The sequence below is a fragment of the Pseudomonas sp. THAF187a genome (assembly GCF_009363395.1).
GTDB lineage: Bacteria > Pseudomonadota > Gammaproteobacteria > Pseudomonadales > Pseudomonadaceae > Aquipseudomonas > Aquipseudomonas khazarica.
Window position 1 is genome coordinate 674,491 of record NZ_CP045349.1, and the last position, 17,377, is coordinate 691,867.

Annotated in this window: 15 protein-coding genes; 9 read left to right on the plus strand and 6 right to left on the minus strand. The window is 66.5% G+C overall.

Translation table 11 applies throughout. From position 1 onward, the window contains the following. Positions 1-33 precede the first annotated feature (33 nt). From FIV02_RS03095 to FIV02_RS03110, 4 genes are all read right to left on the minus strand, one after another. Positions 34-1,836, minus strand: coding sequence for a molecular chaperone (locus FIV02_RS03095; RefSeq protein WP_152487764.1), 1,803 nt, complete (start codon positions 1,834-1,836; stop codon positions 34-36). 166 nt (positions 1,837-2,002) lie between these two features. Next, on the minus strand, positions 2,003-2,863 hold the full coding sequence (asd, locus tag FIV02_RS03100; protein WP_152487765.1) for an archaetidylserine decarboxylase: 861 nt from the start codon (positions 2,861-2,863) through the stop codon (positions 2,003-2,005). A gap of 69 nt (positions 2,864-2,932) precedes the next feature. Continuing rightward, positions 2,933-3,748 carry a rhodanese-like domain-containing protein gene (locus FIV02_RS03105; RefSeq protein ID WP_152487766.1) on the minus strand — a complete coding sequence of 272 codons (816 nt, stop codon included), beginning with the start codon at positions 3,746-3,748 and terminating at the stop codon, positions 2,933-2,935. A gap of 51 nt (positions 3,749-3,799) precedes the next feature. Further along, a complete protein-coding gene (locus tag FIV02_RS03110) occupies positions 3,800-5,329 on the minus strand; it encodes an HDOD domain-containing protein (RefSeq protein ID WP_152487767.1) in 1,530 nt (509 codons plus the stop codon). Positions 5,330-5,446: 117 nt separating this feature from the next. Between FIV02_RS03110 and motA the strand changes: the two genes are divergently transcribed. Both motA and motB read left to right on the plus strand, forming a co-directional pair. After that, positions 5,447-6,298, plus strand: coding sequence for a flagellar motor stator protein MotA (gene motA, locus FIV02_RS03115; protein ID WP_037054844.1), 852 nt, complete (start codon positions 5,447-5,449; stop codon positions 6,296-6,298). A 3-nt stretch (positions 6,299-6,301) separates the two neighbouring features. Next, positions 6,302-7,306, plus strand: coding sequence for a flagellar motor protein MotB (gene motB / locus FIV02_RS03120; RefSeq protein WP_037054841.1), 1,005 nt, complete (start codon positions 6,302-6,304; stop codon positions 7,304-7,306). Here the strand turns inward: motB and rsgA are convergent. Then, positions 7,300-8,331: a small ribosomal subunit biogenesis GTPase RsgA gene (gene rsgA / locus FIV02_RS03125; RefSeq protein ID WP_047590171.1), complete on the minus strand. Its 1,032-nt coding sequence runs from the start codon at positions 8,329-8,331 to the stop codon at positions 7,300-7,302. The genes motB and rsgA overlap by 7 nt on opposite strands. Before the next feature lie 87 nt (positions 8,332-8,418). Here rsgA and FIV02_RS03130 point away from each other — a divergent pair, with 87 nt between their 5' ends. Beyond that, positions 8,419-9,207 (plus strand): class I SAM-dependent methyltransferase, encoded by a 789-nt coding sequence (locus FIV02_RS03130; protein ID WP_152487768.1) that lies wholly within the window; start codon positions 8,419-8,421, stop codon positions 9,205-9,207. A gap of 31 nt (positions 9,208-9,238) precedes the next feature. Continuing rightward, positions 9,239-9,781 carry an oligoribonuclease gene (orn, locus tag FIV02_RS03135; protein WP_152487769.1) on the plus strand — a complete coding sequence of 181 codons (543 nt, stop codon included), beginning with the start codon at positions 9,239-9,241 and terminating at the stop codon, positions 9,779-9,781. Between the two features lie 68 nt (positions 9,782-9,849). On the opposite strand, the gene queG is transcribed toward orn, so the two are convergent. Beyond that, positions 9,850-10,911 (minus strand): tRNA epoxyqueuosine(34) reductase QueG, encoded by a 1,062-nt coding sequence (queG, locus tag FIV02_RS03140; RefSeq protein ID WP_152487770.1) that lies wholly within the window; start codon positions 10,909-10,911, stop codon positions 9,850-9,852. Positions 10,912-10,972: 61 nt separating this feature from the next. Between queG and FIV02_RS03145 the strand changes: the two genes are divergently transcribed. The 5 genes from FIV02_RS03145 to miaA are packed head-to-tail and all read left to right on the plus strand — an operon-like array spanning position 10,973 to position 17,278. Continuing rightward, complete coding sequence (locus FIV02_RS03145; protein WP_256663058.1) at positions 10,973-12,472, plus strand: NAD(P)H-hydrate dehydratase; 1,500 nt, start codon at positions 10,973-10,975, stop codon at positions 12,470-12,472. Then, the gene (tsaE, locus tag FIV02_RS03150; protein ID WP_152487772.1) at positions 12,460-12,927 is read left to right on the plus strand and encodes a tRNA (adenosine(37)-N6)-threonylcarbamoyltransferase complex ATPase subunit type 1 TsaE; all 468 of its coding nucleotides are present in this window, start codon (positions 12,460-12,462) and stop codon (positions 12,925-12,927) included. The genes FIV02_RS03145 and tsaE overlap by 13 nt, the downstream gene beginning before the upstream one ends. Positions 12,928-12,938: 11 nt before the next feature. After that, positions 12,939-14,366, plus strand: coding sequence for an N-acetylmuramoyl-L-alanine amidase (locus FIV02_RS03155; RefSeq protein WP_218571698.1), 1,428 nt, complete (start codon positions 12,939-12,941; stop codon positions 14,364-14,366). After that, positions 14,366-16,246: a DNA mismatch repair endonuclease MutL gene (gene mutL, locus FIV02_RS03160; protein WP_152487774.1), complete on the plus strand. Its 1,881-nt coding sequence runs from the start codon at positions 14,366-14,368 to the stop codon at positions 16,244-16,246. Before FIV02_RS03155 ends, mutL begins: the two co-directional genes overlap by 1 nt. Positions 16,247-16,306: 60 nt before the next feature. Further along, positions 16,307-17,278, plus strand: a complete 972-nt coding sequence (gene miaA / locus FIV02_RS03165; RefSeq protein ID WP_152487775.1) for a tRNA (adenosine(37)-N6)-dimethylallyltransferase MiaA — start codon at positions 16,307-16,309, stop codon at positions 17,276-17,278. Positions 17,279-17,377 lie beyond the last annotated feature (99 nt).

Sequence of the window (17,377 nt, forward strand, 5' to 3'; positions counted from 1 at the left end):
CGAAAAGGCGACAAATGGTGAGTGGGTCGGAGCCTACAGCGACTTCCAGAGCGAGTCAAAATCTTCCTCCCCAGCAGGCTTCTGGCTTTGCGAGGCTGTGACCGGCGTCCCGGCCGCGCCCTCTTCCTCACCGACACGGCGATATTCGAACTGGCTGAAACTGCCGGTGCTGACCTGTTTGCGCGTCAGCACCGCACGATGCTCCTCGCCATGGTCGTTGATCAGCACCTTGCTGCCTTCCTGGAAGGGCAGGCGCGGCGTGATCAGGCTGGCCGGGCGCGAGATGGCGCTGATTTCCGGCAGCAGCAGTGCACGCAGGTACTGGCTGTTCTGCTCGGCCTTGCGCAGCAGTTGCAGACCGCAAGGTCGGGCATGCGGGGCGATCAGCTCGATGCCCATCTGCGTGCCGCCGCCCCGGACCTGGCGAATCCAGCGCACGATCGCCACGCTCCAGCCCTGGCTCGGGCTGTCCTGCACGCCCAGCAGCTCGCCGGCCTGCAGCTGGCTGGGCACGTCCTTGGGCCAGGACAGGCAATAGCCGCCCGGGCTGTGGTTGACGATGGCCAGCGGGTAGGTCGGGTAGGTCTCGCCGCTGTTCTCGGGTTGTGCCTGCTCGCCGGGCGTGACCTTGGTGTACTGGATTTCCTCGAAGTGGATGTCGTCCACCGCGTTGCGCTGCGCGTCGAATGCGTTGGACCAGACGTCCGGTTCGCCGGTGGTCGGCTTGAACACTGCGGCGCCGAGTTCGACCGGGCGCTTGAGCACGTCGGCGAAGGAGCGGCGGCCAGCGAGGAAGAAGTGCAACGCCGTCATGCCGATGCACAGGGTCAGATTGCCCTGGCCCGGTGTGCGCTGGAAGGTGCGTTCGGCGATGTCTCCCCAGGCGGCCGCGACATGCTGTAGCAGGTCCAGGCTGATGCCGTCGGGAATCGCCAGGCGCGACTGGCCGCGTTCCTCTTCCGGCAGCTCCAGATGATCCTTGATCGCATCGACCAGCGGCTGCGTGTCGATGCCCAGCAGGTTGTGCAGTTCACCGCTCTGGTACAGGGACTTGTAACGCGGCGGCCCGTCGACCTGTGGGGCGAGGACGAACAGGCTGTCAGGGTGATCACCCGCCTGCAGCTTGACCAGGGCGCTCCAGGGTTCCAGCGCTTCGGCCAGGCGGGCAATGCCGTTCTGGCGCATCTGGTTGGTGCGTGCGCAGCCGAGCAGCAGCGCGGTCACGTAGGTCTGCTCGGTGCTCAGACCCTGGGTGTGACGGGCCAGCGGATCGCGGATGACCTGGCGCTGCAGGCGCTGTTCGACGGCGATCTGATAGAGCTGATGCAGCTCCAGCCAGAGCCCTTCCGGCACCGGGCAGTACAGCTGGCTGGCGCGAATCAACGGGCTGCAAAGGCTGTGGCTGGCACGCTGCAGGGCGACCGCGAGCAACTGGTCGCGATCCTTGCCGGTGCGCTCGATGACGCGGGAAATGATCAGCTTGTAGCCGACGGCGAGGTGGTTCTGCAGGGCCTGGCAGAGGTTGGCGACCTTGCGTGGACGTTCGTCGAGGACGATGGCCTGGTTGAGGAAGTGGCGCTCCAGGTGCTGGCACACGAAGCTCACTTCCGGGCGCAGCATTTCCAGCAGTTGCAGGCGGTTGTCCGATGGCGTGACCAGTTGGTTGAGTTCCACCAGGCTCTGATACAGCTGGCGCGCGGTCTCACCGATGTTCGCCTTGGGCAGTGCGGCAATCCAGCGCTTGAGGTCGCGAGGAGTGCCGTCGCAGAAGCTGAGGCTTTGCTTGCTCGGTGTGGGGACGCGCAACAACTGAAGGTGGGGACTCTGTCTATCCATCGAACTCGGATACTCCGGCCACACGATGACAAGCGGCTCTAGTAATAGTCTTTCGAACTCTAGCAGCATCTGGCTGCGCTGGCAGCCGTCCTCAAGGACGGTCTGCCTCGGCAGCCTACGGATTTATGACCAAAGGGTCGACATGCGGGTTCAGTTCGTGCGGATTTCAGTCCAGGGCCTGGCCCAGCGCCTGCCCCATGCGCACTGCGCTGCCGGCGCTCAGCTCTTCGGCCCACTTCATCTGCTCCGGGCCGAACAGCACGATGGCGGTGGAGCCCAGCTTGAAACGGCCCATTTCCGCGCCCTTGGCCAGTTCGATCGGCCCGCGGGATTCGGCATCGTAGCGGGTGCTCTTCAGCTCGCGCTTGGGCGGGGTGACCAGGCCGGCCCAGACGGTCTCGACGCTGGCGACGATCATCGCGCCGACCAGCACCACGGCCATCGGGCCGCGCTCGGTGTCGAACAGGCAGACCACGCGTTCGTTGCGGGCAAACAGTTCCGGCACGTTCTCGGCCGTGGTCTGGTTCACCGAGAACAGGCGCCCCGGTACGTAGACCATTTCCTTCAGCGTGCCGCCCAGCGGCATATGGACGCGGTGGTAGTCCTTCGGCGAGAGGTAGACGGTCGCGAACTGACCGCCCATGAAGGGTGCGGCACGCTCGGTGTCGCCGCCGAGCAGTTCCACCGCGCTGAAACTGTGGCCCTTGGCCTGGAAGATGCGGCCATGCTCGATGGCACCCAGCTGGCTGATCGCGCCGTCGGCCGGGCAGAGGATCGCGCCCGCCGTCTCGTCCAGTGGACGGGCGCCTTCTTTCAGCGCACGGGTGAAGAAGGCGTTGAAGTGTTCGAAGGCACGCAGGTCTTCCACCTGCGCTTCGCTCATGTCGACCTGGTACTGCTTGGCGAACCACGAGATCAGCGGGTTCTTCAGCCAGCCGATACGGCATTCGGCAACGTAGCCGATCAGGCGCGACAGCAGGTGATGAGGCAGCAGGTACTGACTGAGAATGAAGAGACGTTGTTTCATCGTGTTTCCTTGAGGGTTCTGAGTCGGCGCAGGCATCCCCGTGCCGGGTGCAACTGATGGTCGACGGCGTCAGCGTTCGACAGGTGTATCGGGCAGGTTGCCCCATTCGGACCAGGAACCAGCGTAGGCCTTCACGCGCGGATAACCCAGCGCCTTGGCGACCACGTAGCTGAAACCCGAGCGGCGATGGGTCTGGCAGTGAGTGATCACTTCCTTGTCCGGGGTGATGCCGAGATCGTGCAGGACGTCGCCGATATCCGTGCGGATGCGCATGCCGCGCTGCGGGTCCATTGCGGCGGTCCATTCGAAGTGCGTGGCGCCGGGGATGTGCCCGCCGCGTGCGGAGCTGAGTTTCTCGCCACGGTATTCGTCCTCGCCGCGTACATCCCAGATGGCCAGGTCGGCGGCGTTCAGGCGCTGCTGGATGTATTCGCGGGTGGCCGTGGGTTCGTCGCTCAGCGTCAGCGACACCTGGGTACGCGAGACCACGGGGGTTGTCTGGCTCAGGGGCCGGCCGTCGCTGATCCAGGCCTGCAGGCCGCCGTTGAGGAAGTGGTGGCGGGCATGGCCGATCACGTCGAGCAGCCAGATGAAGCGCCCGGCCCAGGGGCCGCCTTCGTCGTCGTAGACCACGTAGGTGGCATCCGGGCGATGGCCGATATCGGCTAACAAGGCTTCGAGTTGCGCCCGTTCGGGCAGCAGGCCGGGTGCCGGCGGTTGGCCCAGCTGCGTGCGCTTGGCGTCGGCCCAGCGCGCGCCGGGTATGTGGCCGCTGGCGTAGCGTGCTGCGCTGCTGAGGTCGAGCAGGATCAGCTCGGGCGCGTCCAGGCGCGCTTCCAGTTCAGCGGGCTCGATCACCAGAGGCAGGTTGTCGAAGGCGGACATGGCAGCGTCCCTAAATGAAAAGAGGTCGATTGTAGCGGAAACCGAGGGGCGTCAGCGTCCACGGCGGGCGAAGCTGCCCAGGGCGCGCTCGATGCACTGGACGGTCTTGCCGAACGCCTGCAGGCAGACCTCGTTGAGCGGCTGGCCGCCCTGGTCGGCCACCAGCAGCATGACCACCCGGCCGTTGCTGGCCAGGGAGCGCAGCAGCAGATGCTCGCTGGGGAACAGAGCCTTGAGGTTGCCCGGCAGCAGCGCGGAGAACTTGGCGACGTTGGCGGGCGTGAGACGCAGCTGGCCCGGCTCGCTGAGCAGGCGCCTGAGGACCTGGCTCTGTGCGGGATCCAGGCTGAGCGTTGCCGCGCTGGCGTCCAGCCCGGCCTGTTGCTGGGTTTGCAGGCGGCTGTGCTGGCGATCGGCGAGCAGCACGAGAACCCGTTTCAGGCCACAGGCCTGCAGGGCGTCGCGGGCGCAGGCGGTCAGTTGCGGCACATTGGCGAAGGCACTGGGTTCGGCGAGCAGGCGTGCACACTGCTGGCGCCAGGCGGCGAGGTCGTCGCGCGGGGGTGGGGCGGCACTGCTGCTACTGCGGGCCGGTTTCAGGCGGTGTGCATCCCAGGGCCAGAGCAGCGCCTGCGCCGGGTGCCACAATGCACTGTCATGCAGCAGGCGGGCACTGCTCACGGCATGCTGATGCACTTCCTGCTGCAGCTCGTTCAGCGGCAGTTGCAGGTACAGCCCGGTGAGTCGCTGCCAGCGCAGGGTGTGAGGCGTGTCCCAGGCATGGTGGGCGGAGACGGCCAGGCCGTTGGCCAGCAGCACGCAGTTGCTGGGCTGGGTCAGCCAGTGGCGCAGCGGCGTGTCCGCGTCGAGCATCTGCTGCTGGTGCAGGGGATGTTCATAGTCGCGTGCGATGTGCAGCGCCTTGATCAACTGGCGGCGATCGCGTTCCAGCAGGCGGTAGCCGCGCACGATCCATTCCGGCAGGCGCCAGCGCTCGGCCAGGCGCACGCAGAGCTGTATCAGCGGCACGCCGAGCAGCTCCTTCTCCACCACCCCGGGGCGTTCGCCTTTCAGCAGCACGCGCTGTTCCCAGGCTTCGAACAACTGCGGGTGGGCGCACAGCAACGGCCACAGGGGGGCGAGGAACAGCAGGCTGCAGCCGTGCAGTTCGTTCCACAGGCGCGCCAGGCGGGCGCCGAACAGGCCGCGAGCCTGCTGGCTGGCGTGCTGGCTGATCATCAGGATCTGGCGAAACGCCAGGGGGATTTCGTCTTCCGGCAGCGCTGGCGCCTGACTCAGCAAGGCTTCGCAACGACTCAGGCCGAGACGCGAGAGCGCGGTTTCGACGCTTTCGGCCGGCTCGCTCAGGCTGTTGTTCGACTGGTTGGCCTCGCGCAGGACCTGCAGGGCGAACGACGGACTGGATTCGATGGCTTCGGCAATTTCGCGCCAGGTACGACGGCTGTCGCCCAGGATGCGACGCAAGCGCACATGCTGCTGCTGTTCGATCGGCAACGGCAGCTTGGCCAGTTGTTGCAACCAGGCGTCCAGGGTGCGCGGCAGGGGCTTTGGCGTCGACATGTGGGTTGAGCCGAACTGGCTTTTGACCTTAACTGGCTATAGTCTGGCGCATAAGCTCCGATAATTAGAAGGGTTGTTTTTAATAACCCATCCTCTTGGCTCTGCAAGCGTTCCTTTATGGCAAAAATCATAGGCATCATCGTCGTCTTCGGCTGCGTGTTCGGTGGGTTCATCCTCTCGGGCGGGCAACTGATGGCACTGGTCCACCCGTTCGAGGTGCTCATCATCGGTGGTGCGGCCCTGGGGGCGTTCCTGCAGGCCAACCCCGGCAGCATGTTCATGACGGTGTTCAAGAAGTCGCTGAGCATGTTCGGCTCGCGCTTCACCCACACCTACTACCTGGAAGTGCTCAAGCTGCTCTATGAGATCCTCAACAAGAGCCGGCGCGAGGGGATGATGGCCATCGAGGCGGATGTCGAAGACCCGAATGCCAGCCCGATCTTCAGCAAGTATCCCGCGGTGCTCAAGGATGCCCGCATGACCGCGTTCATCTGCGACTACCTGCGCATCATGTCGTCCGGCAACATGGCCCCGCACGAGCTCGAGGGCCTGTTCGACATGGAGCTGGCCAGCCTCAAGGAAGAAGTCGAGCACCCGGCCCATGCGGTCGCCAAGGTCGCCGACGGCATGCCGGCCATGGGTATCGTCGCGGCGGTACTGGGTATCGTGATCACCATGTCGATTCTCGCCGAGGCGGATAACGCGCAGATCGGCGAAAAGGTGGGGACGGCCCTGGTCGGTACCTTCCTCGGCATTCTGGCTTCCTACGGCTTCTTCGGCCCGCTGTCCGGCGCGCTGGAGCACGATGCCAAGGAAGAGCTGAACCTCTACGAGGCGATCAAGGCGACCCTGGTGGCGTCGGCTTCGGGCATGCCGCCGACCCTGGCGGTAGAGTTCGGGCGCAAGGTGCTGTTCCCGGCCCATCGCCCGAGCTTCAGCGAGCTCGAGCAGGCCATGCGCGGCAACTAAGCCATGGAAAACAACCAACCCATCATCGTCAAGCGCGTCAAGAAAAGCGCTGGCGGCCATCATGGCGGTGCCTGGAAGATCGCCTTCGCCGACTTCGCCACGGCGATGATGGCGTTCTTCCTGGTGATGTGGCTGATGTCCTCGGCCACGCCCGAGCAGAAGCGCGCGATTTCCGGTTACTTCCAGGACCCCATCGGCTTCACCGAGAGCGCCAGCCCCTACGCGATCGACCTCGGCGGTACGCCGACGCCGGCCCCCGAGCGAACGCTCAACCCGGACATCTCCGAGACGCCGGAGAGTCAGCCGGACGAAACCGGTGTCAGCACCGATCAGATCGAGACCCTGGCCGACAAGATGGAGCAGGAGCGCCTGGAGCTGCTGCTGCAGGAACTGCAGAACAAGGTCGAGGAAAACCCCGAGCTGCAGCGCTTCAAGGACCAGATCCTGTTCGAGATCACCCAGGACGGCCTGCGTATCCAGATCATGGATGCCGCCAACCGGCCGATGTTCGCCCTCGGCAGTGCCGAGCTGCAGCCGTATTTCGAGGACATCCTGCTGGCCATGGCCGACACCATTCGCGCCGTGCCGAACAAGATCAGCGTCAGCGGCCACACCGATGCCAAGCCCTTCGTCGGGCGCGGTGATTTCGGCAACTGGGAGCTGTCTGCCAACCGTGCCAATGCTGCGCGCCGTACCTTGGTCGCCGGCGGCTACCCGGACGAGCAGGTAGCGCGGGTGGTCGGCTACGCCTCGTCGGCGCTGTTCGACCGCGAGGACCCGCTGAATCCGGTCAACCGGCGCATCGATATCGTCGTGCTGACCAAGCGTGCGCAGCGCAACATCGAAGGTGAGCAGGGCGCCGGAGGCGAGCCGGCGACGCCGGATCAGCCGCCTGCCGAAGGAGCACCTGGCAACACCGGCGAGGCGCTGCCGGCCGACCAGCTGCGTGAGCAGTTGAACATCTTCGACAGCAGCAACAGCCCGCTGGACCAGCTCAACCGTCAGTAATCGTCTTCGGGCAGGCTGGCGAGGATGTGCCGGTAGCTGGCCATGCGCTGCGGCTGGATGCGCCCCTCGTCCAGGGCCTGGAGCAGCGCACAGCCGGGTTCGCGGTCGTGCTTGCAGTCGCGGAAGCGGCAGCGGCCGAGCAGGTCGTGGAACTCGATGAAACCCGCCTCCACATCATCCCGGCTGACATGGCCGAGGCCGAACTCGCGGATGCCGGGCGAGTCGATCAGCTGGCCGCCACCGGGGAAGTGGAACAGCCGCGCCGTGGTGGTGGTGTGAGTGCCCTTGCCGGTCAGCTCCGAGAGGGCGCCGACGCGGGTGTCGACCCCCGGCAGCAGGCCGTTGACCAGCGATGACTTGCCCACCCCGGACTGGCCGACGAAGACGCTGACGTGGCCGTCGAGGCGCTTTTTCAGCTGCTCCATGCCATCGCCCTGGTGCGCCGATACCTCGAGCAGCGGGTACTCCAGCTGGCGGTAGACCTTGAGCAGTGCCTCCAGCGCGACCTGGTTCTGCTCGTCGATCAGGTCCGCCTTGTTCAGCAGCAGCAGCGGGCGTATCCCGGCATGCTCCGCCGCCACCAGGTAGCGGTCGATCAGGTTGGCGTGCGGCTCGGGCATGGGCGCGAAGACGATGACGATCTGGTCGACGTTGGCCGCCACCGGCTTGAGCTGGCCGCGCATGTCGGGGCGGCACAGCTCGCTGTCGCGTGGCAGTTGCGCGACGATGACACCGTCGCCCTGGTTGCCGGGGCGCCACACCACCCGATCACCGGTGACCAGGGCGGGCAGGTTGGCTCGCAGGTGGCAGCGAAAGATCTGGCCGGCCAGTTCATCCTGCAGGCCCTCGACTTCCACCTGAACACCGAAATGGGCAATCACCAGGCCCGTCTGCTCGGGGCCGAGGTCACCACCTTCCAGGGCTTCGACGGCGCGTGACTCGCGCTTGGCCGCACGGGCGGCGCGCTCGCCCTGAATCTTTTCGATACGCCAGCTCTGGCGGCGGTTGAGTTGGCGTTTGGCCATTGGCTTTCCGGGTGGTGGAGACTAGATCGCGGCGAGTTTAGCATGAGCGCCTGGTGGCGCTGCGGCGCCAGATGAGGGAGGGCGGTGATGGGCGATGAGAGAGTGCTGGCACCTTTGCCACTGATGCGGGCCCTGCTGGCGCAAGGCCTGGCGCTGGCGCTGGTGGTCGTGCTGGTGTACCTGCTGGCGTTGCTGTCCTGGCGTCTTCCGCTGCTGTCGGTGGCCTTGCTGCAAGGCATGCTGGCGGCACTGATCGGCTGGCGGCTTGGTCTGTCGCGCTGGTGGTGGTGGATCAACCTGGCGTTCCTGCCGGCGCTGCTGCTGGCGCAGCGTGCCGAGCTGCCGGCCTGGCTGTTCCTGCTGGGGTTCGTGGTGCTGCTGCTGGTCAACTGGAACAGCCTGCGCGAGCGCGTGCCGCTGTACCTGAGCGGGCGCAGGGCGCAGCAGCAACTGCAGCGTTGCCTGAGCGAGCGCGAGCCGCCGCTGCGCTTCGTCGACCTGGGCTGCGGCACGGCGGGTACGTTGCTGCAGCTGGCGCGACACTGCCCGCGTGGGCAGTTCGTCGGCGTGGAAACGGCGCCGCTGCTCTTCGTCTTCGCCTGGCTGCGCTGTCTGCTGCAGGAGAACTGCAGCATCCGCTACCAGAGCCTCTGGCGGGTCGATCTGGCCGATTTCGATATCGCCTACTGTTTCCTGTCGCCCGTTCCGATGCCGCGTCTGTGGCGCAAGGCGGAAGGTGAGATGCGCCCTGGCAGCTGGCTGATCAGCAACACCTTCGAGATTCCGGGCGTGCCGGCCGACCGCACGCTCGCGGTCGACGAGGGGCGGCAGACGTCCTTGTATCTGTGGCAGATGAAGGCTGTGGATATCCGCTAGACTTGCCGGCTGAGCCTAGGAGCCCCTTACCATGCAAAACCCCAACAATCTGATCTGGATCGACCTGGAAATGACCGGCCTGGAGCCGGAGCGCGATGTGATCATCGAAATGGCCACCATCGTCACCGACAGCGAGCTCAACGTGCTGGCCGAAGGCCCGGTGATCGCCATTCACCAGAGCGACGAGACGCTGGCCGGCATGGACGAGTGGAATACCCGTACACATGGCGAAAGCGGCCTGACCCAGCGCGTGCGCGAAAGTCGCATCGATGCGGCCAGCGCCGAGGCGCAGACCATCGCCTTTCTCGAACAGTGGGTGCCGAAGGGCAAGTCGCCGATCTGCGGCAACAGCATCGGTCAGGACCGGCGCTTCCTCTACAAGTACATGCCGGCCCTGGAAGCCTACTTCCACTACCGCTACCTGGATGTGTCGACGCTGAAGATCCTGGCCGGCATGTGGGCGCCGGAGGTCAAGGACAGCTTCCAGAAAAGCGCCACGCATCAGGCGCTGGACGACATTCGCGAATCCGTCGCCGAGCTGCGCCACTACCGCGAGCATTTCCTCAAGGTCTGAAGGCCACAGCAGGCCCGGAGTGGAGCGGATGGCTGCGCTGCTTTTGCCTGCCGCCTGAAGCCTGTCACCTATCTTTCATGCTGCTGCAGCGCCCACTCCACATGCTCGCGCACCAGCTCCGAGGGGTGGTCGCGGCGGGCATTCAGCGCCTCCAGCACCGGGATGGTCGAGGGGGCGTTGCCCAGGCCGACCGCCAGGTTGCGCAGCCAGCGCTCGTAGCCGGCGCGGCGCAGGGGCGAGCCCTCGGTGCGGGCGAGAAACTCCGGCTCCGTCCACAGGAACAGTTCGGCCAGGGCGCTGTTGTCGAGGCCATGGCGTGGCTGGAAGTCGCCCTGCTCGGTGGGGCGGGCGAAGCGGTTCCAGGGGCAGACGATCTGGCAGTCGTCGCAACCGAACACCCGGTTGCCGATCGGTGCGCGCAGCTCGACGGGGATCGAGCCCTTGAGCTCGATGGTCAGGTAGGAGATGCAGCGCCGCGCGTCGAGCTGGTAGGGCCCGGCGAAGGCGGCCGTGGGGCAGATGTCCATGCAGGCGCTGCAGCGCCCGCAGTGCTCGCTCGCATGGGGCGCATCCACCGGCAGGGGCAGGTCGACGAACAGTTCGCCGAGAAAGAAGTAGCTGCCCGCCTTGCGGTTGAGCACCAGGGTATTCTTGCCGATCCAGCCCAGGCCGGCCTTCTCGGCGATGGCCTTCTCCAGCACCGGGGCGCTGTCGACGAAGGCGCGATAGCCGAACGTCCCGATCTGCTGCTGGATGCGCTCGGCCAGCTGTTGCAGGCGCTTGCGGATCAGCTTGTGGTAGTCGCGACCGAGTGCGTAGCGCGATACATAGGCCTGCTCGGGTTCCTTCAGGCGCTGGGCCATCTGGGTGTCGCCAGGCAGGTAGTCCATGCGCAGCGACACCACGCGCAGCGTGCCGGGCACCAGTTCGGCCGGGCGTGAGCGCTTGTCGCCATGCGCGGCCATGTAGTCCATCTCGCCCTGGTAGCCGGCGGCAAGCCAACGCTTGAGGTGGGCTTCATGCTCGCTCAGCTCGACATCGGCGATGCCTACCTGCTGGAACCCGAGCTCGCGTCCCCAGTCCTTGATGGACTGGGCCAGGGCATTGAGGTCGAGGCGATGGTCGGACATGAGGCGGGCGCAGAGGATTGAGGTGGGTATAATTCTGCCAGACATCCGTTCCGAGCGAGCCATGCATCTATCCTCCGCTTCCCTGCCTTCGACTCTGCACAGCGCGCAGCAGGTGCGCACGCTGGATGCACAACTGATCGCCGCCGGCACGCCGGGCTTCGAGTTGATGCAGCGCGCCGCCCATGCGGCCTGGCGTGCCCTGCGCCGCCGCTGGCCCGAGGCCGGTGAGATAACGGTGTTGGCCGGGCGCGGCAACAATGCCGGTGACGGCTATCTGATCGCGGCGCTGGCGCAACGTGCCGGTTGGCGTGTCCGGGTGCTGGCGGTCGGCGATCCGGCAGCCCTGCAGGGCGACGCCGCGCAAGCCTGCGCCGAGGCCGGTGCGGCCGGTGTGGACATCCTGCCCTGGGGCGAGGGTCTGCCGCTGGCCGGTGTGCTGGTCGATGCGCTACTCGGTACCGGGCTGGCAGGCGCCGTGCGCGAGCCTTATGCGCAGGCGATTGGCGCGATCAATCAGGCCGGGCTGCCCGTGCTGGCGGTGGATATTCCTTCCGGCCTGCTGGCCGATACGGGGGCGTGCCTCGGCGTCGCGGTTCGCGCCGACCTGACCATGACCTTCATCGCACTCAAGCTGGGTTTGCTGACCGGGCAAGGGCCGGCGCTGTGCGGCGAGTTGCAGTTCGACGACCTGCAGGCCGATGCGCAGGTGCTGGCGCAGGCCCCCAGCGTGGCGCAGCGCCTGGATGAACGCTGCCTGCCGCGCCTGGCGCCGCGCTCGCCGGTGGCGCACAAGGGGCAGTTCGGTCATCTGCTGGTGGTTGGCGGCGATCTGGGCATGGGCGGTGCGGCGCTGCTCTGCGCCGACAGCGCGCTGCGCGCCGGTGCCGGGATGGTGACGCTGGCGACCCGCGCCGAGCATGTCGCCGCGGCTCTGGTGCGGCGGCCCGAGATCATGTGCACGGCGGTGGCATCGGCCAATCAGCTGCTGGCACTGGCCGAACGCGCCGATGTCTGTGTGCTGGGCCCGGGACTGGGGCAGGGCGCCTGGTCGCGCAGCCTGCTGTCGAGTGTTGCGGGACTCGGCGCGCCGCAGGTCTGGGACGCCGATGCGCTGAACCTGCTGGCGGCGGGGCAGGTTCCCGCGCCCAGGCAGGGCGTGCTGACGCCCCATCCTGCGGAGGCGGCGCGTCTGCTGGGGCAGGACACCGCCAGCGTGCAGGCCGACCGCCCCGCCGCCGCCCGCGCGCTGGCGCAACGCTACGGCCTGGTCGTCGTGCTCAAGGGCGCTGGCAGCCTGATCGCGGCGCCCGATGGTCACCTGGCCCTGTGTGATCGCGGACACCCGGCGATGGCCGGCGCCGGGCTGGGCGATGTGCTGGCCGGGCTGATCGGCGCCCTGCTGGCGCAGGGCATGGCGGCATTCGACGCGACCTGCCTTGCGGTCTGGTTGCATGCGCGGGCCGGTGAGGTGCTGGCCCGGCAAGGGCGTGGTCTGGCTGCCGGCGATCTGCCGTGCGCCATTCGTCAGTTACTGGAGGAGTTGTGTCCTTGTCTGAAGTGAGACTCGAAGCTGCCGATGAAGCAGCGATGCTGGTCCTGGGTGCGCGTATCGCCGAGGTCAGCGGTGGCGCGGGAGTGATCTACCTGCACGGCGACCTGGGGGCGGGCAAGACCACCCTGTCACGCGGCATCCTGCGTGGCCTGGGGCATTGCGGGGCGGTGAAGAGCCCGACCTTCACTCTGGTCGAACCCTACGAGATCGGCGGGCTGCGGGCGTTCCATTTCGACCTGTATCGACTGGTCGATCCCGAGGAGCTGGAGTTCCTCGGCATCCGCGATTATTTCGATGGCGCTGCCCTATGCCTGATCGAGTGGCCGCAGCGCGGCGCGGGTGTTTTGCCAAAGCCCGACATGGACATTACCATTACCCCCCAAGCGGGCGGCCGTTCGCTGTTGCTGCAGGGGCATGGGGCTCGAGGGGATGCCTGGTGCGAGGCCCTGAGCAGCAAACAATAAAGCAAGAATCGATGGGGTTGGGTATGCGCATAGGCGCGCTGGTTACCGCTGTGGGTGTTTTGTTGGCGGCTCTGGCTGCCGAGGCCCTGGCTGCCTCGGATGTGCGCGGCGTGCGCCTCTGGCGTGCTCCCGACAACACGCGCCTGGTCTTCGACCTGTCCGGGCCGGTGCAGCACAGCGTCTTCACCCTTGCGGCGCCGGATCGCATCGTCATCGACGTCAGTGGCGCCAAGCTGGCCACCAACCTCGACCAGCTGTCGCTGGCCAATACCCCGATCACCGGGGTGCGTTCCGCCCAGCGCGGCGCGGACGATCTGCGGGTGGTCATCGACCTGTCCGCGCCTGTCACGCCGAAGAGCTTTTCCCTGGCGCCGAACCAGCAATACGGGCATCGCCTGGTGGTCGACCTGTTCGATCAGGGCAGTGCGCCACCGAGCTCCCAGACGCCGAGCGTCGCCAACACCTCGCCGCCGGTGCCCGTCACGCCGACCCAGCCACCGCCCAAGCTGACACCCGTGCCGGGTGGCAAGCGCGATATCGTCATCGCCATCGATGCCGGTCATGGCGGCGAAGACCCGGGCGCCCTGTCGCCGGTCAAGGGCCAGTACGAAAAGCACGTGACCCTGGCCATCGCCAAGGAACTGCAGCGCCAGGTCAACGCCGAGAAGGGCTTCCGCGCCGAGCTGGTGCGCACCGGCGATTACTTCATTCCGCTGCGCAAGCGCACCGAGATCGCCCGCAAGAAAGGTGCCGACCTGTTCGTCTCGATTCATGCCGACGCCGCGCCGCGCTCGTCGGCATTCGGCGCCTCCGTCTATGCCTTGTCCGAGCGCGGCGCCACGTCCGAGACGGCGCGCTGGCTGGCCGACGCGGAGAACCAGTCCGACCTGATCGGCGGTGCCGGCAACGTCAGCCTGGACGACAAGGACAAGATGCTCGCCGGCGTGCTGCTGGACCTGTCGATGACGGCCTCGCTGTCGTCCAGCCTCAACGTGGGACAGAAGGTACTGTCGAACATGGGCAGCATCACGCCGCTGCACAAGCGCCGGGTGGAACAGGCCGGGTTCATGGTGCTGAAATCGCCGGACATCCCGTCGATCCTGGTGGAAACCGGTTTCATCTCCAACCCCAACGAAGCGAAGAAGCTGCACAGTGCCAGTCACCAGCAGGCACTGGCGCGCTCGATCACCTCCGGGGTCAAGCAGTTCTTCCATGAGAACCCGCCGCCCGGCACCTATGTCGCCTGGCTGCGCGACGAAGGCAAGATCGCCAGCGGGCCGCGTGAGCACGTGGTGTCCCGTGGCGAGAGCCTGGCGCTGATCGCACAGCGTTACCAGATCAGCCTGGCGACGCTGCGCAGTACCAACAAACTCAAGGGCGACGTGATCAAGGTCGGTCAGAAACTGCAGATACCCGCCACGTCCCTGGCAGCCCAGTAATGAGTGTCATGTCCCGTATTCATTTGCTCAGCCCGCGCCTGGCCAACCAGATCGCTGCGGGCGAGGTCGTCGAGCGCCCCGCCTCGGTGGCCAAGGAACTGCTGGAAAACAGCCTGGACTCCGGTGCGCGGCGCATCGACGTGGAAGTCGAGCAGGGCGGCGTCAAGCTGCTCAAGGTGCGCGACGATGGCGGCGGTATCGCTCCTGACGATCTGCCGCTGGCCCTGGCGCGCCACGCCACCAGCAAGATTCGCGAACTGGAAGACCTCGAAGCGGTGCTCAGCATGGGCTTTCGTGGCGAGGCACTGGCGTCGATCAGCTCGGTGTCGCGCCTGACCCTGACATCGCGTACCGCCGACGCCGACCAGGCCTGGCAGGTGGAGACCGAGGGCCGCGACATGGAGCCGCGGGTGCAGCCTGCCGCGCACCCGGTCGGCACCTCGGTGGAAGTCCGTGACCTGTTCTTCAACACGCCGGCGCGGCGCAAGTTCCTGCGGGCGGAGAAAACCGAGTTCGACCACCTGCAGGAAGTGATCAAGCGCCTGGCGCTGGCCCGTTTCGACGTGGCATTCCATTTGCGCCACAACGGCAAGACCGTGCTCAGCCTGCATGAGGCCGGGGACGACATCAGCCGCGCGCGCCGCGTGGCCTCGGTCTGTGGCCCGGCCTTCCTCGAGCAGGCGCTGCCCATCGAGATCGAACGTGGCGGCCTGCGCCTGTGGGGCTGGGTCGGCCTGCCGACCTTCTCGCGCAGCCAGGCGGACCTGCAGTATTTCTACGTCAACGGGCGCATGGTGCGCGACAAGCTGGTCGCCCACGCGGTGCGCCAGGCCTACCGCGACGTGCTGTTCAACGGCCGGCATCCGACCTTCGTACTGTTCCTGGAAATCGACCCGGCGACGGTGGACGTCAACGTCCATCCGACCAAGCACGAGGTACGCTTTCGCGACAGCCGCATGGTGCACGACTTCCTCTACGGCACCCTGCACCGTGCGCTGGCCGATGTACGCCCGGAGGATCAGGTCGCTGCGCCGGCCACTGTCTCGCCGATGATGCGCCCGACCGGGCAGGCCGCGGGTGAGTTCGGCCCGCAAGGCGAGATGGGCCTGGCGGCCAGCGTTCTCGAAGTTCCAGCGCCCAGTGTCCAGCCGGCCTGGCGCGGCAGTGGTGCCGGTTACCAGCAGCCTGCCGGCAATCCTGGCGTTTCGGCGGGCGAGGCCCAGGCGACGTATCGCGAGTATTTCTCGCCGCTGTCGACGGCGACGGCGCAGCCCCTGCCTCAGGAGCAGGGCGACATTCCACCGCTCGGCTACGCCGTGGCGCAGCTCAAGGGGGTCTACATCCTCGCCGAGAACGCCCAGGGCATGGTGGTGGTGGACATGCATGCGGCGCACGAGCGCATCACCTATGAGCGGCTCAAGCACGCCATGGCCAGCGAAGGCTTGCGTGGCCAGCCGCTGCTGGTGCCGGAGTCGCTCGCCGTCAGCCAGCGCGAGGCGGATTGCGCCGAGGAGCACGGCGAATGGTTCCAGCGTCTGGGCTTCGAGCTGCAGCGCCTGGGTGAGGAAAGCCTGGCGATTCGCCAGATTCCGGCCCTGCTCAAGCAGGCCGAAGCGACGCAGCTGGTGCGTGACGTGCTGGCCGACCTGCTCGAATACGGCACCAGCGACCGTATCCAGGCACACCTCAACGAGCTGCTGGCGACCATGGCCTGTCACGGTTCCGTGCGTGCCAACCGCCGCCTGACCATTCCCGAGATGAACGCCCTGCTGCGTGACATGGAGCAGACCGAGCGTAGCGGCCAGTGCAACCATGGCCGGCCGACCTGGACGCAGCTGAGCATGGATCAGCTCGACAAGTTGTTCATGCGCGGCCAGTAATTGAGCCAGTGAGGCCCTGTCGCCAGGGCTTCTCCCGTCTTCGTGTTTCGAGTCATGCCGATGTCTTCGCTTCCCCCCGCAATCTTTCTGATGGGCCCGACCGCCGCCGGCAAGACCGACCTGGCCCTGGAGCTGGCGCGCCTGCTGCCGTGCGACCTGATCAGCGTCGACTCCGCGCTGATCTACCGGGGCATGGACATCGGCACCGCCAAGCCGGAGCGCGCCATTCTCGATGCCTTTCCGCATGCCCTGATCGATATTCGCGATCCCGCCGAGAGTTATTCCGCCGCAGAATTTCGCGCCGATGCGCTGGCCGCCATGGCCGCCAGCGCGGCACGCGGACGCATCCCGCTGCTGGTGGGCGGCACCATGCTTTATTACAAGGCATTGCTGGAGGGCCTGGCCGACATGCCCAGTGCCGATCCGGTCGTGCGCGCCGAACTGGAGGCGCGGGCTGCGGCCGAGGGCTGGGAGGCCCTGCACCGCGAGCTGACTGCGGTCGATCCGGAGTCGGCGGCGCGCATTCACCCCAATGACCCGCAGCGTCTGACCCGGGCCTTGGAGGTCTATCGCGTGAGCGGCCTGAGCATGAGCGAGCACCGCCGTCGTCAGGCCGCTGGAAACTCCGATACGGGCACATCGGCCGGCGGGCAATTGCCCTATACTGTTGCGCAGCTTGCTATCGCTCCGGCGCAGCGCCAGGTTCTGCATGAGCGCATCGCACAACGATTTCAAGCGATGTTGGAACAGGGTTTCGTGGACGAGGTCGAAGCCCTGCGCAGACGAAGTGACTTGCACGCAGGGCTGCCGTCTATACGGGCGGTAGGTTATCGCCAGGTATGGGAATACCTCGACGGTGGGTTGTCCCGTGAACAAATGGTCGAGCGCGGCATCATCGCCACTCGGCAACTGGCCAAGCGTCAGTTCACCTGGCTGCGAGGCTGGGACGGGCTGCGCTGGCTGGACAGCCTGGCCTGCGACAATCTGTCTCGCACCTTGAAATACCTGGAAAGCGTCTCCATATTGAACTGAGACCTTGCCGCTGGCCGTCTATCCTTGGGGGTGTGACGGTCCGAAGCTATTGTTTACCTACTAAAATTATTGAAATTGATCCTCGAAAGGAGTGCGGCA